Origin of the sequence: Fibrobacter sp. HC4, from assembly GCF_023373925.1 — a bacterium.
Classification (GTDB): Bacteria; Fibrobacterota; Fibrobacteria; order Fibrobacterales; family Fibrobacteraceae; genus Fibrobacter.
The window spans coordinates 23,287-49,319 of sequence record NZ_JALCZV010000026.1; the positions used below are offsets into that span (position 1 = coordinate 23,287).

Sequence of the window (26,033 nt, forward strand, 5' to 3'; positions counted from 1 at the left end):
TCCGAAGGAGCGAGCTATATGGCAGATAAAAGAGATTATTACGAAGTTCTAGGCGTCGGTAAGGACGCAAGTGCTGACGAAATCAAGCACGCTTATAAGAAGCTTGCCATTAAGTACCATCCGGATAAGAACCCGGGTGACAAGGAAGCTGAAGAAAAGTTCAAGGAAGCTGCAGAAGCTTACGACGTTCTTTCCAATCCTGAAAAGCGCAAGAACTACGACCAGTTCGGCTTTAACGCTCCTGGTGGCGGTTTCGGCGGTGGCGGATTTGGCGGCGGTGGCTTCGGAAGCTTCGAAGACATCTTCAGCCAGTTTGGCGATATCTTTGGCGGTGGCTTTGGTTTTGGCGGCGGTGGCCGTGGTCGTAGCCGTAAGGCAGGCCCCCCCCGCGGAAACGATTTGCAGATCAAGGTGGCTTTAAGCTTTAAGGAAATCTTCGAAGGTTGCACCAAGAAGGTTCGCCTGAAGCGTTATACTCCCTGTACCGAATGTAACGGCAAGGGTGGCGAAAATGTTACTGAATGTAGCACTTGCCACGGCACCGGCCGAGTTCGCAGAGCAACGGGCGGTTTCTTCCAGATGATTTCTGAAAGTGCCTGCCCCACTTGTAACGGTATGGGCGAAGTCATTGCAAAGCCTTGTTCCAACTGCCGTGGCGAAGGCCGTGTGCAGGAAACCGAAGAAATCTCCATCAAGATTCCGGCAGGTGTTTCTGAAGGCCAGTACCTGAACCTCCGTGGCGAAGGTAACTGCGGTCCTCGTGGCGGTGCTTGCGGCGACTTGCTTGCCGTAGTGACGGAAAAGCCCGATGACTTCTACACCCGCGAAGGCGATGACCTGCACTGTGAAGTGAAGGTTCCCGTACATCGCCTGGTTCTTGGCGGTACCCAGCGCATTCCTACTCTGGAAGGCGACGAAGTGCAGATCAAGATTGCAGCCGGCACTCAGGCTGGCAGCATCCTACGTCTCCGTGAACAGGGACTGTACCCGCTGAACAAGCGTGGAGACCGCGGAAGCCTCTACGTCGAAATCGGCGTTGAAATTCCCAAGGATCTTTCCAAGGAAGAAAAGGAACTCTACCAGCGTTTGGCCGAACTCCGCAAGGACAAGGAAACCGCCCAGGAAGAGAGCTTCCTCGAAAAGATGAAGAACCTGTTCAAGTAACACTTTTAGGTGTCATCCTGAGCGAAGTCGAAGGATCTAGTTATAGAGTCCCCGAGGCAATAAAAGCCCCGGGGATTTTTTATGGTTAGATTTTATTTTTATGAGTAACACATCTCTTACCTACTGGTGTTTAATAGAGGTAAGTGAGCAGGATTGTTATGAAAATTTTGATTTTGAATGCTAGCCCCCGCCCAAAGGGAAACATCAGCTCCATGCTTCGCGTCATGGAAGACATGCTTGTCGCCAGCGGTGCAGAAGTGGAATTTATTGATGTCTGCAAGTTGCAGGTTCGCCCCTGCATCGGTTGCATGAAATGCCGCAGTGAACGCAAATGCGTTCTGGCAGAAGATGATTCCCAAAAAGTTCTATGCAAGATTCAGGAATGCGATGGACTGATTGTGGGATCTCCTTGCTATTGGGGGAATATGACGGGGCAGCTGAAGGTGTTGTTTGACCGAATGGCCTACGGCATGTTGGATGACAGCGGGCATGGATTCCCCAAACCTTTATTGAAAGGTAAGAAGGCTGTTATTGTAAGCACCAGTACTACCCCGTGGCCCTTTAACGTTTTGTTTAAGCAGACCTCTGGCGCGGTGCGGGCCATCAAGGAAGTGATCGGCTGGAGCGGTTTCAAGATTGTGGGCTCCGTGCAGAAAGGCGGCACCCATATGCGCCAGGGCTTGACTGATAGCGAGATTATGAAATGCCGGAAGGCGGCAAGAAAACTACTTTGATTGAAGATGCCATCCTACCCCCTGTATTGGGGGGAAGGTGCTAGAATGTTGATGGCGGTCTAAATGAGCGAAAGTTCTATTTGGACCGCCGTTTTTTTTCACTTTTTAAACATGTTGGCTGTCTAAAAACGAAATTTAAGGGGTTAGACCGCCATTTTCCCTTCTGAAGTATTTCTGTAAAGTGTAAAATGATGTTTTTTCTGGTTTGTAAGTGAGTAAATGGCGGTCCATATTTCATTTTTTTTTGATTTGGACCGCCACCCTTCAAAATTTTAGCTGAAAAATTGGCGGTCTAAATGGGCAAAACGTATTGTTTGGACCGCCAGAATCAGCGTTTGAACGAATTAGAAGTAACGATTTAAAATAGAAATGTGTGAATTAAATTAGCGAACAACCTTCAAGTACATGCTGCGGCCGGATTGGTTCCGGAGTTGTACGATGTAGCCTTTGCGAGGGGCGTTGCCCAAGGGTATAGTGGAAGGGCCGTTAATCTGGCGACGGGTCAGCAGAACGCCTTGTAGGTCATGGATTGTCAATTGCATGGGCTGAACTGGAGCAGTGATATGCAGGTCTCCCCCGCTTCTTGATACATGAATGAATTGCGGTGTAGCTTGCAGAACGATGATTGAATTCGTGGTGTCGCGACCAGTCGTATCGACAACGGAGGTGTCGGCGGTACTTGTATCCACCACACTTGTATCGGGTTCCACAAACGGGTGTTCCGGATCGTTCACCACCAGCTTGAAGGTCATCTTGCTTTCGCAACCGGAGCCATTGACGAATGTGGTCTTGTAGTAACCGCTGTTCTGCCACTGTAAATTCTTGAAGCGGACTTCGCGACCCAAGTAATAGAAGTTATCAGGGCCACTCCAAGTCCAGCGGCCACCATCCCAAGGATGAGGGCCAATAACCAGAGAATCACCGGGATTGACTGTAATTTCTGTAGTTTCGTTCCAGCTGCCATCGTGAATCTTGACGTAAGGAATAATGGTATCTGCAGCACATTTTCCTTCGCCCTTCACACCATCAATAATCATGGTAACCATGGATTGGGCCGCGGCGGTAACATTCAGCGAACCACCCGAGATAGCGATGTCAGCATCTGCCTTCAATGCGGCAGGCAAGGTAAAGCGATTGACTTTTGCCTTGGTTCCTACGGCGTCAAACTTGCTCAAATCAAAGGTGTATTTCGCATCGGTGCTGCCAGTATTCAATACCACCAGCACCAAGGAACCGTCTTCGCGGATAGCTGCCAGGGTGTTGCTGTTGTCGCTATCGATAAAGCGGGAGCCTGGGCGAATGGCTCGACTAAAGGCGGCGTGCATGTAATAACGGGGTGCATAGCTAAAAGTCTGGCTCTTGTGATTTGCTGTAATGGTGCGCCAGTTCTCCGCCGGGTCAGAAAGCTGCCAATCCACCCAAGCGCTGGCGTGCATGTCTCGCAAGTCGTGGAGAATCACGTCCGCCATCCAGAGGGTAATATCCAAATCGCCGCTACGATGGAGTGGGCCGGATTCAGACTGCCAAATACGCTTGTCGTTGGCAAAGGCGGCGTTATACAGCTTGCCGCGGGAATCGTAGCCGGAATAGCTGTGAGTGTTCACCTGGAACATATAGGATTTTGCTTCGTCGCTGTAACTGTTGAAGCGGGCCAAGGCGTCACCGATGTTGGATTCGTCGGCGGCACTGACAGAGGTCTCTGGGAAGAGTCCCTTTTTCTTGAGGGCCTTCCCCAGTTCCACAATCATTTCGGACTGTTTGTTCTTGAAGCCACAGCCTTCCTGGTCGCCGTTGGCCTTCCACCAGCCAGCACTAGGTTCGTTGAAAGGTTCCACAGTGCGGAAGGTGATGCCCCATTCTTCCTTGAAATGCTTTGCCACTTCGGAAAGGTAGTCGGCGAAATCGTCAAAGTAGTCGGACTTCAGGTTGTCTGCGCCGTTGACGCCACCAGAAACGCAGCCGCTGTTGGTCATCCACCAGGGAGGGGAATTGGAGAAAGCTTCGAAAATGGGATTCTTTACCTTCTTGGCCAAGCCGAAAAGGATGTTTCGTTGGGTGGGGTCTGCGGTCCAGTCGAAATCGCCTTTTTCAGTGGGCTTGTACCCGGGAATTGCGGCTCCCCCGTCGCCCTTGGTCAGGTGATTATGTCCTGGCTGGTCTCCCCCGCCGATATTGTAACGGAAAATGTTGTAGCCCAGGCCCGAATCCGGGTCTGCAATGGCTCCCAAAAGTTTGGTGTAATTAGCTTCGCTCCAGCCGCCGGCCAGTTCCGCCCACCAGCAAAGACTGGTGCCCCAGCCTTCGAAATGCTGGTACTTTTTGCCAGGATCCACCACAACCTTGGTCTGTGCGTTTGCCCCGCCAAAAGCGAGAGCCGTAAACACAGCCGCCCCAATAAACTTTTTACCCAATCTCATGAACATAAAAATCTATTATTTTCTTCTAAAACGGATAAAAAATATGCCTCCCCCATGGACAAATTATCCTATCAAAATGTTCTTTTGGTTTACTAGAGCGCCTTATAAAACATATATTCCCATTAAGCAAGGCATTTGCCGCGCAGATAGGTTGGGTTTTTATGAATTTTAAGAGGTTTTTGATTGGTTTTGGCGTGTGTGCCTCGGTTTTTGGAGTTGCTAGCGCTGCCAGCGTCTCGGATTGTGCGTCCAATTTGAAAATTGACGGTGTTCTGACCAATCTTTATAAGGATTTGAAGTTGCCGGCCAACGGTTCGGGGATTTCTGGCTGCGAGAACATGCGTTTTTACTGGACCTCCAGCGATACCACCTTTTTGAAGAACGACGGAACCATTGCCGCCCGCCTCGTCAACCAGAATAAGACGGTGCAGCTGTCCGTGAACATCACCGACGGAACCCAGTTCGAAACCAAGAAGTTCGACGTTTCCATTCACGGTTACGAACCCTATTCCAACTATCTTTTCATTTATTTCCCGGCCAACGACAACGAGAATATCTATTACGCCATCAGTAACGACGGTTACAATTTTGCTGCCATGAATGGTGGCAAGCGAGTGGTGGCCGCCGATACGGTCGCCCTGAAGAAGGGACTTCGTGATCCCCATATTTTGCGCGCACCCGACGGCTATTTCTACATGGTAAATACCGACATGAAGAGTGCCGAAGGTTGGTCGAGCAATCGCGGCATGGTGCTGATGCGCTCCAAGGATCTGGTCAGCTGGACTCACAGTACGGTTCATTTCCCGGACAAGTACAAGGGTACTAATTTTGCCAACGTGACTCGCGTGTGGGCTCCCGAAACTATCTGGGACAAGGATTATCAAAATACCGACGGCAGCAAGGGCCGCCTGATGATTTATTTCTCCTTGCTGACCAACGACGGGACCATTCCCTACGATAAGGTTTATTACCTGTACGCCAACGACGACTTTACCGATGTGCTGGGCAAGCCCACCTATTTCTTTGACCGCGGTTCCGCCACCATCGATATGGACATCGTCTACAACGATAACGACGGACTTTACCATGCCTTCTTCAAGAACGAGGGCGACGGCGGCATTTGCAAGACTACAGCCAAGACTTTGACGGCCCCCGCTGGCAAGGAAGGCTCCCAGTGGAGCAAGCCCAGCGGCACTCTGCAGCAGACCAAGGAAGCGGTGGAAGGCGCTGGCGTCTTTAAGCTGATCAACCAGGATTCCTGGATTCTCATGTACGACTGCTACATGAACGGTCATTACCAGTTTACCAGCAGCCCCGACCTGACCAACTTTACCTTTGTGCAAGACACCAAGATGGCGGGGGCATTCACTCCACGCCACGGCACGGTGCTGCCCATTACCGCCGAAGAAACGGCTGCCCTGATGAAGGCCTTCCCCACTGCGGATTTTGAGCCCAAGGTGATTGACATTCCTGAAACTGTTGCCAAGTTGGATGACGGCCAGGTGGCTGTGAAGCCTTGTTCTGGAACAAAGATTGTGCCTTATGTAAAAGTTGGGGATAGTTGGACAGAGACCACAAACCTTTTGGTAGAACCGGGTAGCAGCATTACCTTTGGCCCCCATCCTTGGGACGGGAAGATTTGGAGTTGGAGCGGTCCTGCGGAATTTGGTGCAACCACCCGCGAAGTCGCCCTGAATGATTTGCAGTGGCAGAACAGCGGCATTTACACCGTGGAATATACCAATGAAACGGGCTGCAAGAGCTACGAGAAAATCAAGGTTGTGGTAAACGATCCGGAACACCCCTATGTGGAACCGGAGGAACCTGACACAACGCTCGCCGATACAACGGAAAGTATTGGCCGCTGGAACGTAGAATTCTCCGCAGTTCCTGTTCGTGTTCAATATTTCAACATAAACGGAAAACTACTGCCCGGAAAGCCCAGGCAGCCTGGTATGTACCTCCGCAGGGAATTCTTGAATAACGGACTAGTTCAGACTCAAAGAATCCGTCAATAAGGTACATTTAGAAAACGCAATAAAACCGCTCGCGAGTTCAGCTGAATTCGCGGGCTTTTTGTTGCCTCGTGGGAGGCGTCAAAAACGAATCGTTTTACGATCTACTTTTCTTCTGCGGCGTCCTTAGACTTTGCTACAGACGCTGATGCTACATGCTTTCGCCTGGGAACGAGGTGCCGCTTGACGGGACCATTCCCTGCATGGGTTGGCATCGCTTTCGCCTTTGCCGAGAGAGTGTTCGTGACGTGGGTTTCACCCACGGATTCGCATTGACCGGTAAATAGGTGATGGTTCATTGCCATATGTATTTAAAAGATACTACACATTTTCCAGATGTCAACTTTTGAAGGACATTTTTTTGCCGCAATAGCACGAAGAATTCAAAAAACACCTTTTTTCGGACATATCCCTTGCGTGGCTAACGAACGTTAGTTAGATTTTAGCTAACGATTATTAGTCAAAAGGAGGATGGAATGTTTATTTACTGTTTTTTTTATATATCTTTCGGTAAAAATCTTCAATGGAGTTTGAACATTCATGAGTGAAACGCTTTCTACGAAGGAAAAGATTCTTGCCACATCTCTGGATTTATTTGCAGAGAAGGGTTTTGAAGGTACGTCGGTGGATATGATTGCTGCCGCCATAGGGATTAAAGGTCCTTCGTTGTATAAGCATTTCAAGGGCAAGGCCGAAATTTTAGACGCCCTCATTACAAAGGTGAGTGGCTATTACACGACAAAGTTTGAAGACTCCGGTCATTTGGCACACCGTGATCATAGAACAGATGATCTCCCCCGCTCCATAGAAGAATTGATCCATTCCACATTCGCAAGGATCAACTTTACTATGCACGATGAGACCGTCCAGAAAATGAGAAGGTTTCTGACTATTGAGCAATTTCGAAATTCAAGAATTGCAGAACTTGCAAACTTTCACAGCTATGAAGGATTGCACCAGAGATTCTCAAAGCTGTTTACGGCACTGATGAAGACAGGGCTGCTTGTGGAAGGTGACGCTAACATTATGGCTTTGGAATTTATCGCTCCAGTTTCCTTGATGATCCAGTCATACGACCGCGACCCGTCCAAGGAAAAAGAAATCGTAAAGAAAATCAAGGCTCATTTAAAGCACTTTGGCGATACTTACGGGAAGCAGTAATTATGTCCTGCAGCAATGAATTTATCGATTTCATTCAAGATGTCTTAAGTGATGTTGGCGATGTTCGTGCAAAGAAAATGTTCGGCGACTGGATGATTTATGTAGACGAAAAGCCTGTGGTTCTTGCATGCGATGACATGGCCTACGTGAAAAAATTGCCGGAAATCACAGACCTTATGGAAGAAGCGGAATGCGGAGTCCCTTATGAGGGAGCCAGGGAACATTACATCCTGGAAATGGAACAGCAGTCCCATGTTCGTGATGTAGTTCAAAAACTGGTGGAAGTCATACCAACACCGAAGAAGAAGAGAAAGTAACGAATTTCCGTTTAATAACTTCGTTATTCTTGATAATGCGTCTCGGTCATAAAAATAAACAAGTTTATTTTTGCGACGCTCGACTTAGTTATCAATTAATAACTTCGTTATTGTTGATAATCGGCTCGGAAATGCCCATGCAAGCATGGTCGCTTCACTCGCCTTAGTTATCAATTAATAAGTGTTTAAAAGGAGAATTACAATGGATCAGAATCAGAAATTTTGTCAGAGCTGCGGCATGCCTCTCACTGCAGAAGTGATGGGTTCCAACGCTGATGGCCGCAAGAATGAAGACTACTGCGTTTACTGCTACAAGGATGGCGCATTCCTTCAGAATTGCACCATGGAAGAAATGGTAGAACATTGCGCCCAGTTTGTGGACGAAGTGAACAAGCACATGCCCAAGCCTATGACCAAGGAAGAATACAAGCAGATGATGATGAATTACTTCCCCATGCTGAAGCGCTGGAAGAAATAAGGATTCTTTATGTGCAACTGTTCCAAAATGATTGCAATTTGCGGTTTAAACTGCGAGACTTGTGACGCCTATATCGCCACCAAAAACAACGACGATGAACTTCGCGCCCAGACCGCAAAGAAGTGGGCCGAGATGAACAACGCTCCGGAAATCACGCCGGAAACAATCAACTGCGCTGGATGCCGCGGCAATGGTGTCAAGTTCTATTTCTGTAGTCACCTCTGCCCCATCCGAAAATGCTGTACCGAAAAGGGCTTGGAACATTGTGGCCAATGTGCTGAAATGGACCGCTGTGAAACGGTCCAGATGATTCACGGCAACAATGCCGATGCAAAAAGCAATCTTTGCGGATTGAAAAAAAATCTAAAATGAGGTGGCATTTTTTCTTTGGTCAGGTGTTTCAACAGTAAAAAGAAACATCCTCTCAGGAGAAAAAATGAAACGAGTATTTTTTGGATTGTTGGTTCTAGCTATTGGCGTAATGATGTTATTGCGAGCCATGGGAATTGAATCTTTTGACTGGTTCTTTAACATGGAATGGAAACCCTATATTTGGCCCATTGCTGTAATCCTTATCGGCATTGGCACCATTTTCCATAAGGCCCGCCATAAGCATTGCGACCACATGCGCGTTAAGGATTCTTCAGACGCCATGGACGAAAAAGGCTTCATGAAGATTGAAGCAACTCTTTCTGGTCATAAGTACAACTTGAAGGGTGAAGATTTTTCTGGAGCAAAGATTAATGCATTCCTGGGAGGAGTGTCCCTTGACCTTCGCAATGCAAACTTTGCAGACGAATCTGAAATTAAGATTGACGCCTTTATGGGTGGTGCAGAAATTTTCGTTCCCCAAGACATTCAAGTAAAGATTTACTCTTCCTGCATTTGCGGCGGCGTAAAGAATGATAAACCTGCTACCGTCACAGATTCAAGCAAGACCTTGCATATTCATGCCGAATGCCTCTTCGGCGGCGTAGACATCAAGCGTTAACGCTCTGCGGTAAAGCTGTCAAACTAAAGATTGGTTTGCAGGATTTTCTCCTGTTCGTCGGCCCATTCCTCGAAGGTGTCGTCGGCAATGTGGGCCTTGGCCTGCTGCATCAGGTGAATGTAGAAATGCAGATTATGAATCACCGAAAGAGTCCACCCCAGGGGCTCTTTTGCTTTATGCAGATGACGCATGTAGCCGCGGCTGTAGTTGCGGCAGCAATAGCAATCGCAGTTTGGGTCCAGGGGTGTTTTAAAGTCGTGGGCGAACTTCTGGTTCTTGTAGCGGAGAATGCCCTGGCTGGTGTAAACCAGACCATCCTGGGCGTTTTTGGCGGGCAGAATGCAGTCGCACATATCTACCCCGCGCTTGATCAATTCCAGAAGATTCCAGGGAGTGCCTACACCCATGACATAACGGGCGCGGTCTTCGGGCAAATGGTCGGTGCAGAAGTCCGCAATCTCGTACATGGTTTCCACTGGTTCGCCTACAGAGAGGCCGCCCATGGCATAACCGTCGGGACCCACTTCCTTAAGCGCCTCGATAGACTTCAGTCGCAGATCCTTGTGCATGCCACCTTGGACAATGCCGAAAAAGTACTGCGGATAACCGTGGATAGGCGGATTCGCCTCCAGCCATTCCTTGGCCTCGCGAGTCCACTTGAGGGTCAGTCGCAAGGATTCGTCGGCTTCATCCACTGTGCTGGGGTACGGTGTACATTCGTCAAAGGCCATGATGATATCCGCACCGATTTCCCGCTGGGCCTGCATGACGCTTGCGGGCGTGAACATATGCATGGAACCGTCTTGCAAACTCTTGAAGCGGACGCCTTCTTCGGTAATCTTGCGGAACTGCTTGAGACTCCACACCTGGAATCCGCCGCTATCCGTAAGCATAGGGCCGTTAAAGCCCATGAACTTTTGGACGCCGCCTGCCTCTGCCACGGTCTTTGTGCCCGGACGCAGGTAAAGGTGGTATGTGTTGGCCAGAATGATTTCCGCTTCCATCTCCTTGATGTCGCGGGAGGTAATCCCCTTGACGGTGGCGTTGGTGCCTACCGGCATAAAGATGGGCGTTGTCACGTCGCCGTGGGCGGTGTGAATCACCCCAAGGCGGGCCTTGGATTTCTTGGACGTCTTCTTCAATTCAAAGGGATTAGCGTTCATCAAGTAGAAAGGTAGAAAAAGAACATCTACTTCTTCAAGTTTTTCTTGGCCATGAGGCGAAGCTCCACCATTTGCCTGCGCCAGATGTCGGCATCGATGGCGGGGAATCCTGCCACGGTGCGACCTGCGGGAACGCTCTTGGTAACGCCGGCTTTCGCGGTGATAATAGCCCCGCGGCCAATGGTAAGATGACCTGCCGCTTTTGCACCACCGGCAATGTTCACATCATCTTCTACGATGGTGGTGCCGCCTAATGCTGTTTGGGCGGCCATAAAGATATTGTTACCTAGAACGCAGTTGTGCCCGATTTGAACCATGGCATCAAAGTGACAATCGTTGCCGATGGTGGTGGGCGAAATAAAGCCTGCGGCCACTACGGTGTTTGCGCCGAAGCTGCAATTGTTTCCGATGTGGACTCCTGCCAGGTGCGGTACCATACGGCGCTTGCCCTGATATTCGTAGAAACCAAAACCGCGGCTACCGATTACTACTCCGGCCTGAAAGATGCAACCCTCCCCTATGACCACATTGGGGTAAACGACAACGTTGGCTTCTAGCTTACAGCCAGGACCTATGACGGCCCCCGGCATAATTACACAGCCTGGACCGATTTCTGCGGAAGGGGCAATATGAGCGGCTGCATCACCTGATGTTCCTGCCACTAAAGCGGAACCGTATTTTTCTAAAAAGCAGACCATGGAGTGGTAAGGATTTTCCACCGGAACCAGGCTGCGAACCTTTGGAAAAATTTTGCGGAGGTCGGCCGCGGTGCTATCCTGGGAGGCGGCTTGCGGCATATTGGCGGGCACATAAAGCACACCGGCTTCGCACTTGCTTAAATCGTCTGCAGAAAAACCGTTTGCCCCTGTAATGCTCTTGACGTTCCCGGTCCAGAAACTGATATCTGTTGCAGTCGCTTTTTCCAAAGACGCGAATCCGTTGATTTCAACGCCTTCTACAATCACGGGTTTCATTAGGACCCCAGTGAGAGAATTTTGACTTTGCAGGCGTAATCGATCTTTACCTGATTTCCCAATTTACCGGTTAGATCTTCTCCGTCCAGCTGTAAAAATTCATCTTCCGCAAAATCAAGTGTCAGAGACTTCGCTTTCTTTGAAACGAGGAAAAACTTCTTGACGAAATTTCCTAAAAGCGGGACGGACCCAATGGCGATTGCTGCGAGGAACATGAACATGTTCGGCACGCAGACGACTTCTAATAGGCCGTCAGCCATGTCCGACTTGTAGAACGGTTGGGACCCGCCTGCAAAACTGGGAATGTTTCCTACGATGACTGTCCGATGCCCTGAAACATCCTGAGAATGTTCGACGTTTTCGGCGTCTATAAAACGGATTTTTCCCTGTTTTAGAGTGTAGTTCCTGTCGGCAAAGAAACGGTCTACGTAATGAATTCTGTTGGCGATAACGGAATTGGAATTGAATGCGCCCTGGGAGCGGTCTCTGTTAAAGTCGTGGGCGATTCGTGCGTCGATGCCGCCCGAAAAATAGTTGGCGAAGGCAATCTTCCCGTTCACCTTCCAGATGTCGAAAGGGCGAGCCTTGGATTGGAGAAGACGGCGGACCAGGAACAGCAAACCTTTATCGACGTACGGCTTGTAAAGGTTCAGAACTCGGGCAAGGTCGTTTCCGGTTCCCAGGGGAATCAAACCGATTTTTACGGTTTTTGCATATTCCGAAGACACCAGCACAGACAGCACCGAAGAAACGGTTCCGTCACCGCCTACGGCAATCAAGGTCTCTGTATTTTCAAGAGCATCTGTAATCTGCTTTTCCATACCCTCGTGAACGGTGAATTCAGCCTTCCACTGGTCATCCTTGTAATTCATGGATGCCATGATTTCGGGCAGGAACTTATAGATTTCCTTGCCCTGGCCACCGCCGCTAATTGGGTTTATAAGAAAAACAAACTTGTACACTAAAAATCCTCAGAATTAATACTGGTCTTGACGGAGTGCTTCCTTGATTTCGATGTAATGTTCTACGCCTTCGTTAAATTTACGAATTTCGTCATCGGTTAGTTGGCGGGCCACTCGCGCGGGGGATCCGACAATAAGACTTCCCTCGGGATATTCCTTGTTTTGAGGGACCAGGGACCCGGCGGCCACCACGGAATTCTTGCGGATGCGAGAACCATCCATCACGATGGCTCCCATTCCCACCAGCACATTGTCTTCGATGGTGCAGGCGTGGAGAACCGCATTGTGGCCCACGGTTACATTGTTGCCGACATGAACGCCCACATCTGTAGAAAGGTGGATGGTCACGTTATCCTGGATGTTGGTTCGCTTGCCAATTCGGATCTCGGCCAGGTCGGCTCGTATGACGGAGTTGTAAAATACAGAGGAATCATCCCCGATTTCCACATCACCAATTAGACGCGCTCCTTCTGCCAGGAATACGCGCTCTCCAATGACGGGCTTCTTGCCCTTGTACTCGATAATATTTGCCATACTATTTCAAGGTCCCGTAATGTGCCACCATTTCTGGTGTGATTGCCTTGGGGCGTCCGCGGTTCAAGTCCACCAACACCCATTGGGTCTCAGATTCAAAAATAATCTTACCGTCGCTGATTCGTTCAAAGCGACACTTTCGTTTGCTAACTACCGTTGTAAAAGAATCAACCCAGGTGGTTCCCTTGATTTCGTCGCCAAGGAAGGCCTGGTTCCTGTATTCGATATGCTGTACGCGAATCATCCAGCCGCAGTTCATTTCGCGCATGAGGGCTGTGCCGCCGCATTGCTCGGAGTGATTCTTCGAAATGTCCTGGATCCACTGGACAGACCATACATTGTTAAAATGATGGTTGTCGTCGATCATCTCGGGAGTGACCTTGAAAGTTTCAGTATGAACCAGAGGTTCCCAGTTGCTATTTTCTTCGGCCATCTTTTCCTCGACTGCTATTCGAATGATTTTACCAGGGTGGGTATCGCTAATTCAAATTTAACACCATACCAGTGATTTTCTGCGTCGTCAACCGTATTTTCTATGGCTTTTAGGGTAAAGTCTGCCGCAATTTTTACGGCTTCCATGGTGCTCTTGCCTCGCATCTTGGCTCCGGTAAAGGCCGAGGCATAGATGTCGCCGGTTCCATGGCACCACATTGAGACTTTTTTGTGCTCGTAATGGTTCAGCTCACCGTTTTCGTAAACGGCAATACCGGTGTAGCCTTCCCTGAAGCCGATGCCGGTCATGATGACGCTCTTTGTACCCAGGTCGCAGAGGCGCTTGCATAGTTCCGTAATGTAGGGGCGGTCATACTCTTCGGTATATTCCATGCCGGTCAGGTAGCTTGCCTCTGAAATGTTAGGGAGCAGTACGTCCGCTTCGGCGCAAAGGCGCTTCATGGCTTCAACGAAGTTCATGTCGAAACCGGCATAAAGCTTGCCTGCGTCGGCGAGAACCGGGTCTACAATGCGGAGAGCGCCCTCATTGCCGGTTGTGGCCATGATTTCGCGGACAATGTCTACCTGGCGTACACTTCCCAAATAACCGGTATAAAAGGCGTCAAACTTAATGCCTTCCTTCACCCAGTGATCTCGAATGGGCAGTAAATCGTCGGTCAGGTCCCTGAAGGTGTACCCCTTGAAACGTCCTGTATGGGTGCTAAGTACGGCCGACGGAAGCACGGCACACTCGATACCGCAGGCGGAAACGATAGGCAGGGCCACCGTAGAGGAACACTGGCCAAAGCAGGAAATATCCTGGATCGTAAGGACTCGCTTATACATGCGTCCAAATGTAGTAATTAAAGGGGCGAAGACGGATTTTCCAAGCGTTTAACGTGATAGGGCTAATATTTTTTAAAATATTTAAACCGTAATCTCATTGTAAAGAAAGTTTAAGTTATATTTCTCTCAAAAATATGGAGTATTTGTATGGATTGGAATCAGTTTACTAGCCTCACTTCCGATGATATGCAGGCTATTTGGAATTTCGGTACCAAAGATCCGTTCTCGATCCTCGGTATCCATCCGCTGAATACCGATAAGGGTGTTAAGACTGTTATCCGCACTTACCAGCCCCAGGCCAGCTACATCCGTGGCGAATCCTGCGACGGCGAGTTCGAGTTTGATTTTGTAAAGCTGGGCGATACCGGTTTCTTCGAAGCAGTCCTCGACAAGGATTACGAACCGTTCTTCTACAACCTGATTATCCGTCAGGGCGACGGTATTGAATATACCCTTACCGACCCTTACGCATTCCTCCCTGTGCTGTCTGACTTTGACCGCCACCTGATTGCCAGCGGAACCCATTACGAACTGTATCGTAAGCTGGGTGCCAATATTGTTGAACATCAGGGCTTCAAGGGCATCCATTTTGCTGTGTGGGCTCCCAATGCCCGCGCCGTTTCCGTCATTGGCAACTTCAACAGTTGGGATGGCCGCCGCCACCAGATGCGCATGCTTGGCGGATCCGGCATTTGGGAAATCTTCATCCCGAACTTGGGCGAAGGCGAACTGTACCGTTTCGAAATCCATGGTGCCGACGGCAACATCCACGTGAAGGTAGACCCTCTGGCAAAGCTTTCCGAAGTGCGTCCGGCAACCGCTTCCATTACCACCCATCTGGATGGTTACGAATGGGGCGACGACCTGTACATGTACACCCATTACGCTACCAAGGTCTTTGGTAGCCCCATGAACGTTTACGAAGTCCACGCCGGTTCCTGGCGTCGCGACCCCGCAGATCCGGACCGTTTCTTGAATTGGGAAGAACTGGCAGAAACCCTCATTCCTTACCTGAAGGAAATGGGCTACACCCATGTGGAATTCCTGCCCCTGGCAGAACACCCGCTGGATGAATCCTGGGGTTACCAGGTCACCGGTTACTACTCCCCCACCAGCCGCTACGGTACTCCCGACCAGTTCCGTAAGTTCGTGGACCTTTGCCACCAGAACGAAATCGGCGTGATTATCGACTGGGTCCCCGCCCACTTCCCCAAGGACGCTCATGCACTGGGCCGCTTCGACGGTACCGCCTGCTATGAACACGCTGACCCCCGCCAGGGCGAACACCCCCACTGGGGCACCTACATTTTCAACCTTGGCCGCAACGAAGTCAAGAACTTCCTCATTGCAAACGCAATGTACTGGCTCAAGGAATTCCACTGCGACGGCCTCCGCGTAGACGCCGTTGCAAGTATGCTGTACCTTGACTACGGTAAGGGCCCCGGCGAATGGGTTCCCAACAAGGACGGCGGAAACATCAACTACGATACTCTTGAATTCCTGAAGCACCTGAATAGCATCATGGGCCGCTTGACTCCCCATGCCATTCTCATTGCCGAAGAATCCACCAGCTTCCCCAGCATCACCCGTCCTCCTGAACAGGGCGGCCTGGGCTTCCACTACAAGTGGAACATGGGTTGGATGAACGACTTCCTCTCCTACATCCAGCACGAACCCATCCATCGTAAGTATCACCATAATAGCCTCACCTTCAGCATGGTGTACGCCTACTCCGAAAACTTCATCCAGGTATTCAGCCACGACGAAGTTGTTCACGGCAAGGGCTCCATGCTGGGCAAGATGCCTGGCGACAACTGGCAGAAGTTTGCAAACCTCCGTTTGACTTACGCCTTCCAGTACGCACATCCGGGCAAGAAGCTGAACTTCATGGGCAACGAATTCGGTCAGTTCCGTGAATGGTGCGAAAAGCGCTCCCTGGACTGGCACCTTGTCAGCTGGGATAGCCACGGCAAGATTCTCGCCATGATGAAGGACTTGAACCACGTCTATAAGGAAAACGCACCGTTCTGGGAAATCGACCATTACCATACCGGTTTCGAATGGATCTGGTGCGACGACGCCGACAACTCCATCGTCAGCTTCGTCCGTAAGGATGACCACGGCAACGAAATCCTCTGCGTATTCAACTTCACCCCGGTGGTCCGCAACGACTACCGCCTGGGTGCACCTACCGCCGGCAAGTGGAAGGAAATCTTCAACACCGACGCTAGTATCTATGGCGGCTCCAACGTGGGCAACATGGGCGAAGTCTGGACCGAACAGATTCCTTGGCAGAATCGCGCACAGAGCATGAACGTACAGGTCCCGCCCCTGGGCGCCGTATTCTTCAAGCTGGAAAAGTAATTGCAATCGTCATCCTGAGCGCCGTAGGCACGAAGGATCCAAGCATTTAAAAAGACCTCACGCATGTGAGGTCTTTTCTTTATGAAATAAAAATTCACCTGATCTCAAAAGTTCCACCACCACATTCCAGATTTCCTGACCTACACTAACAGTGGACCACGCTGGCCAAACATTTCCTTGCCGCAAGCAAGGATCACGGCAACATGAAAGGCCGCCACGAACGCTACGCCTACACATTCCTGGGCATCGTCAACGCCAGCATCCATACCTATTTCATGGGCCTCATAAAGCTAAATGACAGGGACGTCTACGACACCTGCCATCAGTTCATGCACAGAATTTTCTCATAGCCTTGCAGTTTTCCCTGAAAATTCATATTTTTCCATTGAATCAAGGAGTCAATATGAAGAAAGGTTTTACTCTAATTGAAATTATGGTGGTTGTAGTTGTTATGGGAATCCTTGCCGCCGTGGGAGTGCCAAAGATTTTCGGTCAGATCGAAAATGCCAAAATCGCTGTTGATATTCAATCATTGAGCGCCGTCAATACCGCAGTCGTTCACGCAACCCTTGACGATGGTTTTCAACAAGCATTTGACAAAACCATAAGCAACGACGAACGTGTCATGCGCATGAGAATTTCCTGGGCTATAGCAAACCAAAACAGCGACAAAGCTCAACTTCATAAACTTGTCGTTGAAGCAATTAAAGCAAATGCAGGCAGCAACTACATCGAATTAGGGAGCAAGACATCCTATTCCGACGGCAACGTTGCAGCCGTTTATCAAAGTAACTCGCTGAGAAAGAAGCAATTAGACATGATGGTCCTCATTGTAGAAAATAGCGGACACTTCAATATTGTCACGTTCCCCACAACTAGCGCAGGTAAAGATCCCATCGTCTATATGTATACTTATAGAGGTAGGCCTGTTGCCGCCGGGGACGTTCCCAAAGATGGAGAAGCCTGGGGAAACCAGAAAAAGAAGGTTACCTTCAAATACATCCCTCTAGAAGACTAAGTCACGCCCAAAACACTTTACAAAAAAGAGACGTCTTGAAAATCAAGACGCCTCTTTTTTTTACTAATTTATTTAATTACTTTATTCATCCTTCACGCAGCGAACGTAGCGACGACGCTTCTTGGGGAAATCATTACGGTCAATTTCCTTCGGCTGAATGTAACGTGTATAGACATTGGTCGATGCGGTATCGGCGCTTTCTGTCGCACTCCAAACATGCATACTAGCACCCAAATCCTTCCAACCAACATTGTTGTTGCCCTCAATGGCATAATGATACTTTCCGCCAGGAATTGCCGAGAACCCATAGTCATCTGTCATAGGATAATCGTCATACCCCTTCCAAGCACCATTAGGATCGCAAAGGCTTTGGCCTGCTGTAGCAACACCGTTGCTGGCATCTACAAAGTCGAACAAAGTTTGCCATTCTGCATCGGAAGGAATATGCCAACCCTTGGGGCAAATTCCACGATTGTAGCTCGTATCACTAATAACACCATCCTTCAGCGCAGATTGCGTCTGATACTTCTCATCAATCCCCATTGCCGTTGCCCATGTATACAAACGGCCATAGGTTTCACAGTTTTCAGGTTCATCGTTAAAGCACCAGCTAGAATCAATTCCAGTTGTTGCACGAAGATTTTCAGCCATCCACATCTGAGTGCCGATACCTACAGTCTTGTATGTATATCCATCATACTTTACAGTACCTTCGACACGATGCACTTCCGCAGACGAACTTGATTTCGGCTTGCTGCTTGAAGTCGATGATTTGGCAGTCGTATTCTTGTCACTTGAACTACTCGACGATTTAAGACGAGACGCCTCTACTTCGCTATCTACCACCCACTTCCAAGTATGGGAGGTATCCTGAATGCAAACCATAGTGCTGTAACCGTATTCAAGAGTTGCATTTTCGTTACCCTTGTCGCAGCCCCGTTCAAAATAGACCTCGTTTTTACTGGCCTCAGTCCAGGAACTATCTCCTCGGCAGGCATAGGCCACATCCTTGGAATGGATAATGGAATAAAGATTCTTGTCATTACAAGCATCAACAAGGGAGCCGGCGACACAGTCCTGTTCATCGACATCATATTCTTCGCCCCTACACATTCCCGTGTTGATGTACTCCGAATTCGTGGAATGGCATCCCCAAAGAGAAAATAATGCCATTGAAGAAATTGAAAACTTTAAAAGATGATTTATCATAAAAAATCTCCTTTCTGCAAGAAACCTATAAAAAGCCACACCCCTTAAAAGTACAAAAATTTTTTATAAAAAAGAAGCATCCCATATTACAACATGGAATGCTCTTGTTTTATATGAGGTTACTACGGGTTTTAAAATTCGTTCTGTTTCTGCTGCTTGGCGTCTGCCTTGCCCGCCGTCTTCAGATGGCGGTAAACAGCGGGGTGTCCAGCAATGCTATGGACGGAGAGAAGGTTGGATGTTTCGGACACGGACACGCCGCTAGTTTCCGATTGGACTTGTTGATTTTTTAATAGAGGGTTTCTCATAAACCATATTCATTAGCTGATGGAATAAATATACGCTTTTTTTTTCGTATTGTTTGTTAAAGGTTATGCGCTAAGTTTTTGCAAACGGTAGGCAACCGGGCTCATGTACCCCAGGCTGCGGTGCAAACGCTTGCGATTGTAGAACAGCTCGATATACTTGAACAAATCCTCCCTGACCTCGTCAATATCTGCGTATGTCCTGTGGTGAACTTGCTCCAATCACGAACTGGTTGAAAAGTACCGCAAGGATCCCATCGCAAGGAAGGCTTATATGTCTCTGGAACAGAAACTCAACATCCGCGAAAAGAAAGGTGCCGAAGCCAAGAACAAGGAACTTGCCAAGGACTTCCGCGATGCAGGAATTTCTTTAGAAGTCATTGCCCAACAAACAGGTCTCTCCCCTGAGGAAATAAAGACTCTGTAACCCCAAAGACTTTCTTGTAATTTTAAAAGGCCACACCGATGAAGGCGCGACCTTAAATTTTTATCGTATTTCGAAGGTTCCGCCAGCGTACTGCAATACGACGCGGTTGGATTCAATGGACTGCACCACCACATTCCAGATTTCCTGGCCTACGCTGACAACTGCGGATTCGCCACGGAACTTGATGATGGCCACCGGATTGTCTCCAGGCAAAATCGCATCCAGAGTGATGGAAGGAGGTTTGGGAGGCGGAGGAGCGGCAACAGTTACCGGAGCAGCCACTGGTTCAGCAACCTTTACCACACGAGGCTTTGGCGGAGGCGGCAAAATACTTACAGGCTGTTTAAACGGATCACGCAGAGAATCGGCAGGCATATCCTGAGGAATCAAACGAGAAAGTAAGTTCTTGAAATCTAGACGAGTTTCAATATCCTGCGCAGACTTGCCCGAAAGCTCTTCCCACATAGACATTTCACTGGACTTCTGGGAATCCACCTTGTCGGACATTTTGAACAGAAAAACGCCCCAGACCAAGACCGTTGTCGTCACGAGAAGTACAAGGAACTTATTCATCACGACCCGCCTTGTCCACTGCAGAAGACTTTGACAGAACAGACAAATTAACCGAGGCGCTGCCAGAGGTCATGTCAACATTTTCCACCTTCACGCAGTATGTACTATTTTCCAAAGCAGTCAAAAAGCGATGGAACTGCGGGAAACTGGAATTAGCCTTGAATCTCACAGGATATTCAAGGTTTTCCCCACGATTTACGACTTCGCCCGTCGAAAGATCCTGCAAGGCAACACCATTTTCCTTGGACGCATCCAAAATAAACGTCAAAATCTTTGATGCCGAAACTGACACATTGACATAGGAATCTAAGTCTGCAGAAATCTTCTTGTAACTTGCAATAAGCGAATCCGGAGAAACAGTGTTATTTTCAAGCAGGCTAGACTCCCCTATTTCGGAACGGACAGCCACCAGAATTTCGCTAGCCTTTTTCATTTTTGGGAACAAGAAGTATCCCACTACAAAAAGAAGCACCAGCACCGATGTGGCCGTAAGCAAGGTGTACTTGTAGCGTGCTAGAAATTCGTTCATGGAACAACCTCCAGACCCAAGTCAAATTTTACAACCGGTTTACGCTTAAACGTGGTCTTTTCTGTGGTACGCAAACGTACATTCACCAACTTCTTTTCAGATTCCAAAGTCAACAGGAACTTTGAAACCTCTTCGGAAGAAGCAGAATACCCCTGCAGCGAAAGGTGGCTCCCACGAACCGCCCAATGGCTAATCCAGGAATTCGCAGGGAGATCGGCCGCGATTATAGACAAGGAGGTCGCCACGCGACTACGATGGCTCAGGAACTTTTCTGTTCCGGCCTTGTCGGCCTCCAACTTCTTCCAGACACGTTCCAATTCCTTTCGGGATTCGATATTCTTTTCGAAGGCGGCAATCTGGGTTTCAGATTCTGCGGCATACCAAGAAACACCACCCCAGAACGCAAACGTCACCAACAAAGTAGCAAGCAATATACCAACACAAGCCTTGAATGCCCTGCGGAACATGGCCGCTTCGCGAATTCGTGCCACGGCAGCACTATCAGGCAAAGTGGAGAACACCGGCAAATGATCCGTTCTAAACAACCAAGAGTCTTCGGCAACTGCCCTAGCCAAGGCTTCATTCTCCAGAGGAATTTCCTCCACTTCCACAGAATCCAGGAAATAACGTTCCTTGATAAACTTGACAAGGTCGGCGCCTCGGCAATCCTCGGCGACCTTGTAAGCAGCGTAAGGTTCTCCATCCACAAAAAACCAACACCTAGAAACACCATCGGAACTATTGGTAAAGATCTTATTCCCAGAAAAGTCCTTCTGGCGGAGCATTTCTATCTCAAAGAACACCTGCGGCAAGTGGGCCAGAATTTTGAATTCCACCTTCCCCACTTCTTCGGCCAAGTCCTCAAAGGACCTGCGCAAGGCGACAACGGCAAAATCACCGTCAATGGAATTCACGTACTCAAAGTTTTCCTTCTTGAATTCCTCGTCGCCAATCTGCACCATCTTAGCAGGCGTAGCATCATCTACAAGCAGAACACCATCTGCAGAGCCGCCATTCTGCACCTGAAAACGCCGGCATTCTTCCAACGTTCCATCAAGAGACAAGTCTACGTAACTATGGCCATTACCGCAGCCACGAAGTACTCGAAGAATCTTGGCGGTTCCACCACCCACACAATTTCTAACGATAAGTACCCACCAGTACCTACCTGTAGAAACGCTCAGGGCTGTGCGGAAAGCATTTGCCACTATTTACCCTTTTTTAGCTCACGAACTTTAGCCTCAACTTTTTTTTCGCTAACCATCGGCATCTTAGATCGGGCAATTTCGTCGGCAACATCAACACTACCTTCTGCGCCATAGTAAATATGGGGAGTCACGAAAATCAACAGTTGGCTTTTGCTTTTCACACGTTCAACATTTTTGAAAAGCCAGCCAATCACAGGAATGGAACCCAGGAGCGGCACCTGCCTATGGACATCGCTCACGCTTTCCTTTACCATGCCGCCAAGCACAATGGTTTCGCCATCGCGCAAACGCACTGAAGACTTTACATAACGTTTGTTCAATGTTGGCGGCACATCACTGCTAAAGCTGCCTTCCGGCTCAGAAAAGTCAGGAACAATTTCACAAGTGATTTCGCCTTCACCAGTCACGTAAGGAGTCACCGTAATGTTGGAATTGGCCTCGATCTGTTCAAAACGCTGGGTAGTCTTGGAGGTAACCGCATCCCCCTGGTTGTAATCCACCTCAGAAGACATCATGTAGTACTGAGTCTGACCAATGGTAAGCACCGCAGTTTCACCATTCAGCGTAGCAATCTGTGAACGGGCCTTAACATCCAAAATCTTTTCCTGCTCCATGGCACTGATTTTTGTAACCATATCCTTCGGAACATGAATCACGTCGCCTAACCCGATTCCATTCACAACACTTTGCGTCTGTTTCGCATTCAATGTTTGGTCGATATTCGGGAACAGAGTTTCCGAGCCCATGTTTTTAGACGCCTTGCCAAAGAGAAGATTTAAACCATGATTATGTCCCTTCTCGATATCCATATCCACCACCAGGACCTCAATCAAAATCTGGGCCACCGGCAAATCCATCTTTTCTACATACTGTGAAATAGCATCCAGCACATCGTAGCTACCAGCAGCCATCAAGGCATTCTGTGACTTGACCACCTGAATCTGGGTACCCTTTGTAAGGGTGCTGGGCAACAGCTTGATCACATCCTCTGCCTTAAGGTGCTTAAGCTTGATAAGCAGGGAGTTGTCGGCGGTCTGCATTTCGTGGGGGCCGATAAAATAAACACCGTTACGTTCCCAAAAAGTATATGCGGTGCCACGGAACAAGTACTTGAGCGTTTCACGAACGGAAATACCGGAAATATGGGCTGTCACCTGGCCATCCAGCTTTCCATAGACCATGGCGTTCAACTTTGTCTGTGAAAGAATTTCGCTCAGCAAAGATGCCAGCGGCGCATCGTCGGCCTCGATATTCAGCAAAGTATCGTTGACAAGGCGAACCTTGTACTTGTTGCTGCTTTCGGCATTCTTCGCCCCAAGATTCCAGGAAGCCTTCTTGATGGAGACAATGCCGTCCACCTCTTCGTAATTCAAGTTTACGGATTCAGCCAAATGGCTCACCGCCTTTTCAAAAGGCAAGTTTTGCACAAAGAACGAAATCGACTTGGAATTGCCGTGCTCAAGGAAGATGTTTCGACCGGTCACTTCCACAATCTTTCGGATGATCTTATCCAGCGGCGCATCTTCCACATCAATCGTCAAGGAGTCGTTAGACCACTCAACAACAAACCTCTTCTCTGGAGCCTTGGGCGGTTCCGGAGCCTTGACCACAGGCTTCTGCACACGGATGACGCTACCATCCAGAACATACTCATAACCATTACCCTGCAGAAGAACGCGAAGAGCATCCTTCAAAGGCTGATTATTGAAGTTTACCGTTACAGGTCCCTTGACTTCGGGAGCCAGGAACAAGTTCAGGCCATACTGAACAGCCATACCCTGCAACAAGTCACGAATTTCAGTATTCTTGACATTCAGATTCTTGATAACAAGGGAATCTGCAATAGGCAATGGCGGCAAAACATTCACCTGCGCTCCATTAGAGGGCTGCGCAAAAACAGAAACGCAAACAAAGCAAAAAACGACTAAAAAAAGTCTAAAACCGGTAGAGAATTTCAAAATAACCCCCGAAATACTCCCCTATGGAGATTTCGAAGGCAAATTTAGAAAAAACAAGCCCCATTTTAAAGTTCTTTTTATGTAAAAAGGAGCCGACTACGGGAGCCCGTGAAAAAGTGAACCGCTTTACCATTATTTTACCCCTCCCTTAGAAGAATTTGCGAAAGACAATATACGTTATCTTATTTTTTTTGCATAATTCTTCATCAACTTTAGTTGAGTCGTATTGGAAAACAGAATGTTCCATTTGTCTGTTCCATCAAGTTTACACAACAATTTTTTTGTTTTCACGAAAGTACAATTAATTATTGTTATAAATAGCTCTAGCAGACGAAATTATCGTATCAAGTTCTGGTATATCGGCAAATTTAGGATTATAAACAAATTCTACAATTAAAGGAAAACGTTTATGTTCCCGACCTTTCGCAATCAAAACAATAATTTTTTTTTCTGTAAGATTGTCCATCAATGTTCACAATAGTGTCAATTTTATTATTTACAACAAAATTCCTTGTCAATGTATCAACGGCAAATGATTGATTATAATGACTTTGTCCGTTGTAAAACCACATCATATCATTGTTTTTTTTATCAAAAAGATGATACACGGTCCCCATATCAAAGTGAAATACTGAATCTATGCGAAAAAATTGCGGGATATGAATTTCCATGTACTCATTTCTAAATATTTTCTTTCCTTCCAGACTTTCTGCTTGAACAGGCTTAAATAAAATCACTAGCATAAAAACAAAGAAATACTTTTTCATTTTTATTCCTCATCTATAATATTGTATTCATACAAATTGCTGGGATTTGTTGGACCTGATTTCCACATTTGTTCTATTTGGGAAGGGAAAACATCCATACGTTTGGCAGTATTTTCGGGATCGTGAATATAGGCATCGTCAAAGTCAAGTAAATGACCAAATTCATGCAGTTTATTTCGCAAACTATTCACGTTAATTAGCGCTCCCTGCGTTTGACCAGGAATAGAAATAACCTTAGATTCAACTCCTTTGGCAAGAAAAACAATATTATTTACACCATAACTAGAATTATCTTTACTTAAAACAACCTGCGTACTAACGTTATATTGTCCGAAACGCCCTGTAAACTTATTTTGAACCTCATTGATAACTGTTGTGATATTTTCCGCGTTAGCTTCCGGTCCCATAAATGTTACCGGAACTATTACATTAATACTATTTCCATTTTTCTGAATATAAACAGCATTCCCATCCGGATCCACGCCATTTATCGGATTCATCCCATTCCCCACGTACAGATACGGGCTTGCGAATTGTCTCTTGGGGTCCACACTCACCCACAATCCGAGCATGGGGTCGAGATATCTTGCGCCGAAGTAGTTCAGCTCGGTCTCGTCGTCTTTTTCTTTTCCTGTGAAGTTCTCGGTCACCTTGTCGCCTGCGTCAGCGATCAGATCAATCTGTTCGCCGAAGGAGCGGTAGTCATAAGCTTTCTTCACTTCACCGAGGTCAGCAACGTCTGCGTTTGAGGTACTCTGGGTGCCGTACACCAGCATGGTGGAACCAAGGTGGTTCTTGAGGTACCATTCGAATTTAGGATTGAATACGCTCCAGTCGGTCGGCTTTCCATTTTCGTCGAGAGTCGTCGATGGCACTACTGGTGCCGAGGCGTCCTCGGGCATGTAACGGCCGAGGCCATTGGGCATGTTCACCACGACCTTTGTTTCGCTGGGAGTGCCGTTGTGGAAACTTTCGCGGACCTCGGTGCCGATGCCTGTGTAGTGGGTTACAAGTTCGCGTTCCCAGTCGGCAGCATACACGCCGTCGGAGGAGTTTGCGTCAGCGGACTTGTCGGAAATGCAGGCCTTGCGGAACCTTGTCTTTGAAACGCGGCGGCCGGAGCCGTCGTAGGCCATCACGAGCTTGTAGGCGTCCTTCGCGTCGCTCACGTCATGTACAAATTCAACAGGCATACCCCTCCAATCATAGGAAATTTTCAGGGACTTGAAGTACGATACAAAGCAAAACTAATCAAAGCATGATTGTTTTTCATCAAAGAACTCTCTTGCCTCAATTTTTAAGAGGCATCATCAACATGTGTGGAAGCATTTAGGCAGCCTTGCTAGATGATTCTCTCGATTCCGATTCCCATTCGTAGGCTATCTTTACATCTACATAGGAACAGCTCAACATTATCAGCGACAGCATGTTGTTCATGTTCCTGAAGCCATAGGCAGTCCGTATCAGTAGCTTTATCTTGTTGTTCG

Annotated in this window: 27 protein-coding genes; 12 read left to right on the forward strand and 15 right to left on the reverse strand. The window is 48.2% G+C overall.

All coding sequences use genetic code 11. From position 1 onward, the window contains the following. Nucleotides 1-18: 18 nt before the first annotated feature. Together dnaJ and MMG03_RS14215 are read left to right on the forward strand one after the other, a co-directional pair. Nucleotides 19-1,164, forward strand: a complete 1,146-nt coding sequence (gene dnaJ, locus MMG03_RS14210; RefSeq protein ID WP_249506577.1) for a molecular chaperone DnaJ — start codon at nucleotides 19-21, stop codon at nucleotides 1,162-1,164. A 158-nt stretch (nucleotides 1,165-1,322) separates the two neighbouring features. Further along, entirely contained in the window at nucleotides 1,323-1,898 is a 576-nt protein-coding gene (locus tag MMG03_RS14215) for a flavodoxin family protein (protein WP_073161493.1), read from the forward strand. 383 nt (nucleotides 1,899-2,281) lie between these two features. Here MMG03_RS14215 and MMG03_RS14220 read toward each other — a convergent pair whose 3' ends face one another. Further along, a complete protein-coding gene (locus tag MMG03_RS14220) occupies nucleotides 2,282-4,315 on the reverse strand; it encodes a glycoside hydrolase (protein ID WP_249506578.1) in 2,034 nt (677 codons plus the stop codon). Between the two features lie 161 nt (nucleotides 4,316-4,476). Between MMG03_RS14220 and MMG03_RS14225 the strand changes: the two genes are divergently transcribed. The 6 genes from MMG03_RS14225 to MMG03_RS14250 all read left to right on the forward strand — a co-directional run bounded on the left by MMG03_RS14225 (nucleotide 4,477) and on the right by MMG03_RS14250 (nucleotide 9,277). Further along, on the forward strand, nucleotides 4,477-6,333 hold the full coding sequence (locus tag MMG03_RS14225) for a glycoside hydrolase family 43 protein (protein ID WP_249506579.1): 1,857 nt from the start codon (nucleotides 4,477-4,479) through the stop codon (nucleotides 6,331-6,333). Between the two features lie 537 nt (nucleotides 6,334-6,870). Continuing rightward, nucleotides 6,871-7,491, forward strand: a complete 621-nt coding sequence (locus MMG03_RS14230) for a TetR/AcrR family transcriptional regulator (protein ID WP_249506580.1) — start codon at nucleotides 6,871-6,873, stop codon at nucleotides 7,489-7,491. A gap of 2 nt (nucleotides 7,492-7,493) precedes the next feature. Then, a complete protein-coding gene (locus MMG03_RS14235; RefSeq protein ID WP_073161497.1) occupies nucleotides 7,494-7,808 on the forward strand; it encodes a TfoX/Sxy family protein in 315 nt (104 codons plus the stop codon). 202 nt (nucleotides 7,809-8,010) lie between these two features. Continuing rightward, on the forward strand, nucleotides 8,011-8,286 hold the full coding sequence (locus tag MMG03_RS14240) for a zinc ribbon domain-containing protein (RefSeq protein ID WP_073237880.1): 276 nt from the start codon (nucleotides 8,011-8,013) through the stop codon (nucleotides 8,284-8,286). Nucleotides 8,287-8,313: 27 nt separating this feature from the next. Next, complete coding sequence (locus tag MMG03_RS14245) at nucleotides 8,314-8,658, forward strand: DUF3795 domain-containing protein (protein ID WP_249506581.1); 345 nt, start codon at nucleotides 8,314-8,316, stop codon at nucleotides 8,656-8,658. Nucleotides 8,659-8,722: 64 nt separating this feature from the next. Further along, nucleotides 8,723-9,277 (forward strand): LiaF domain-containing protein, encoded by a 555-nt coding sequence (locus MMG03_RS14250; protein WP_249506582.1) that lies wholly within the window; start codon nucleotides 8,723-8,725, stop codon nucleotides 9,275-9,277. Between the two features lie 23 nt (nucleotides 9,278-9,300). On the opposite strand, the gene tgt is transcribed toward MMG03_RS14250, so the two are convergent. From tgt to MMG03_RS14285, 6 genes are read right to left on the reverse strand one after another with little or no spacing between them, the layout of a single operon-like run. Then, on the reverse strand, nucleotides 9,301-10,440 hold the full coding sequence (gene tgt, locus MMG03_RS14255) for a tRNA guanosine(34) transglycosylase Tgt (protein ID WP_249506583.1): 1,140 nt from the start codon (nucleotides 10,438-10,440) through the stop codon (nucleotides 9,301-9,303). A 26-nt stretch (nucleotides 10,441-10,466) separates the two neighbouring features. After that, on the reverse strand, nucleotides 10,467-11,414 hold the full coding sequence (locus MMG03_RS15985; RefSeq protein WP_275976909.1) for a DapH/DapD/GlmU-related protein: 948 nt from the start codon (nucleotides 11,412-11,414) through the stop codon (nucleotides 10,467-10,469). Then, the gene (locus tag MMG03_RS14270; protein WP_249506584.1) at nucleotides 11,414-12,376 is read right to left on the reverse strand and encodes a diacylglycerol kinase family protein; all 963 of its coding nucleotides are present in this window, start codon (nucleotides 12,374-12,376) and stop codon (nucleotides 11,414-11,416) included. Before MMG03_RS14270 ends, MMG03_RS15985 begins: the two co-directional genes overlap by 1 nt. A 15-nt stretch (nucleotides 12,377-12,391) precedes the next feature. Next, nucleotides 12,392-12,910, reverse strand: coding sequence for a gamma carbonic anhydrase family protein (locus MMG03_RS14275; protein ID WP_073161504.1), 519 nt, complete (start codon nucleotides 12,908-12,910; stop codon nucleotides 12,392-12,394). 1 nt (nucleotide 12,911) lies between these two features. Next, the gene (locus tag MMG03_RS14280; RefSeq protein ID WP_249506585.1) at nucleotides 12,912-13,343 is read right to left on the reverse strand and encodes a thioesterase family protein; all 432 of its coding nucleotides are present in this window, start codon (nucleotides 13,341-13,343) and stop codon (nucleotides 12,912-12,914) included. Between the two features lie 14 nt (nucleotides 13,344-13,357). After that, nucleotides 13,358-14,188: a pyridoxamine kinase gene (locus tag MMG03_RS14285; RefSeq protein ID WP_073237901.1), complete on the reverse strand. Its 831-nt coding sequence runs from the start codon at nucleotides 14,186-14,188 to the stop codon at nucleotides 13,358-13,360. 147 nt (nucleotides 14,189-14,335) lie between these two features. On the opposite strand from MMG03_RS14285, the gene glgB reads away from it, so the two are divergent. The 3 genes from glgB to MMG03_RS16220 all read left to right on the forward strand — a co-directional run bounded on the left by glgB (nucleotide 14,336) and on the right by MMG03_RS16220 (nucleotide 17,570). Further along, entirely contained in the window at nucleotides 14,336-16,552 is a 2,217-nt protein-coding gene (gene glgB / locus MMG03_RS14290) for a 1,4-alpha-glucan branching protein GlgB (protein ID WP_073237892.1), read from the forward strand. A gap of 203 nt (nucleotides 16,553-16,755) precedes the next feature. After that, a complete protein-coding gene (locus tag MMG03_RS14295) occupies nucleotides 16,756-16,902 on the forward strand; it encodes a hypothetical protein (protein ID WP_249506586.1) in 147 nt (48 codons plus the stop codon). Between the two features lie 53 nt (nucleotides 16,903-16,955). Next, a complete protein-coding gene (locus tag MMG03_RS16220) occupies nucleotides 16,956-17,570 on the forward strand; it encodes a prepilin-type N-terminal cleavage/methylation domain-containing protein (protein ID WP_073161507.1) in 615 nt (204 codons plus the stop codon). An 81-nt stretch (nucleotides 17,571-17,651) separates the two neighbouring features. Here the strand turns inward: MMG03_RS16220 and MMG03_RS14305 are convergent, their stop codons facing one another. Together MMG03_RS14305 and MMG03_RS14310 are read right to left on the reverse strand one after the other, a co-directional pair. After that, nucleotides 17,652-18,743 carry an FISUMP domain-containing protein gene (locus tag MMG03_RS14305; protein ID WP_158535536.1) on the reverse strand — a complete coding sequence of 364 codons (1,092 nt, stop codon included), beginning with the start codon at nucleotides 18,741-18,743 and terminating at the stop codon, nucleotides 17,652-17,654. Nucleotides 18,744-19,150: 407 nt separating this feature from the next. Beyond that, entirely contained in the window at nucleotides 19,151-19,306 is a 156-nt protein-coding gene (locus MMG03_RS14310) for an IS3 family transposase (protein ID WP_088665644.1), read from the reverse strand. Between the two features lie 52 nt (nucleotides 19,307-19,358). Between MMG03_RS14310 and MMG03_RS14315 the strand changes: the two genes are divergently transcribed. Beyond that, nucleotides 19,359-19,511 carry a hypothetical protein gene (locus tag MMG03_RS14315; RefSeq protein WP_158535537.1) on the forward strand — a complete coding sequence of 51 codons (153 nt, stop codon included), beginning with the start codon at nucleotides 19,359-19,361 and terminating at the stop codon, nucleotides 19,509-19,511. Nucleotides 19,512-19,571: 60 nt separating this feature from the next. Here the strand turns inward: MMG03_RS14315 and MMG03_RS14320 are convergent, their stop codons facing one another. The 6 genes from MMG03_RS14320 to MMG03_RS14345 form a co-directional block, all read right to left on the reverse strand. Continuing rightward, nucleotides 19,572-20,084: a hypothetical protein gene (locus tag MMG03_RS14320; RefSeq protein WP_249506587.1), complete on the reverse strand. Its 513-nt coding sequence runs from the start codon at nucleotides 20,082-20,084 to the stop codon at nucleotides 19,572-19,574. After that, a complete protein-coding gene (locus MMG03_RS14325) occupies nucleotides 20,077-20,613 on the reverse strand; it encodes a hypothetical protein (protein WP_249506588.1) in 537 nt (178 codons plus the stop codon). Before MMG03_RS14325 ends, MMG03_RS14320 begins: the two co-directional genes overlap by 8 nt. After that, entirely contained in the window at nucleotides 20,610-21,821 is a 1,212-nt protein-coding gene (locus MMG03_RS16225) for a PilN domain-containing protein (RefSeq protein WP_249506589.1), read from the reverse strand. The genes MMG03_RS14325 and MMG03_RS16225 overlap by 4 nt, the downstream gene beginning before the upstream one ends. Then, complete coding sequence (locus MMG03_RS14335) at nucleotides 21,821-23,689, reverse strand: secretin and TonB N-terminal domain-containing protein (RefSeq protein ID WP_249506590.1); 1,869 nt, start codon at nucleotides 23,687-23,689, stop codon at nucleotides 21,821-21,823. Before MMG03_RS14335 ends, MMG03_RS16225 begins: the two co-directional genes overlap by 1 nt. Nucleotides 23,690-24,186: 497 nt before the next feature. Further along, complete coding sequence (locus MMG03_RS14340) at nucleotides 24,187-24,546, reverse strand: hypothetical protein (RefSeq protein ID WP_249506591.1); 360 nt, start codon at nucleotides 24,544-24,546, stop codon at nucleotides 24,187-24,189. Nucleotides 24,547-24,548: 2 nt separating this feature from the next. Continuing rightward, a complete protein-coding gene (locus MMG03_RS14345) occupies nucleotides 24,549-25,739 on the reverse strand; it encodes an RHS repeat domain-containing protein (protein ID WP_249506592.1) in 1,191 nt (396 codons plus the stop codon). Nucleotides 25,740-26,033 lie beyond the last annotated feature (294 nt).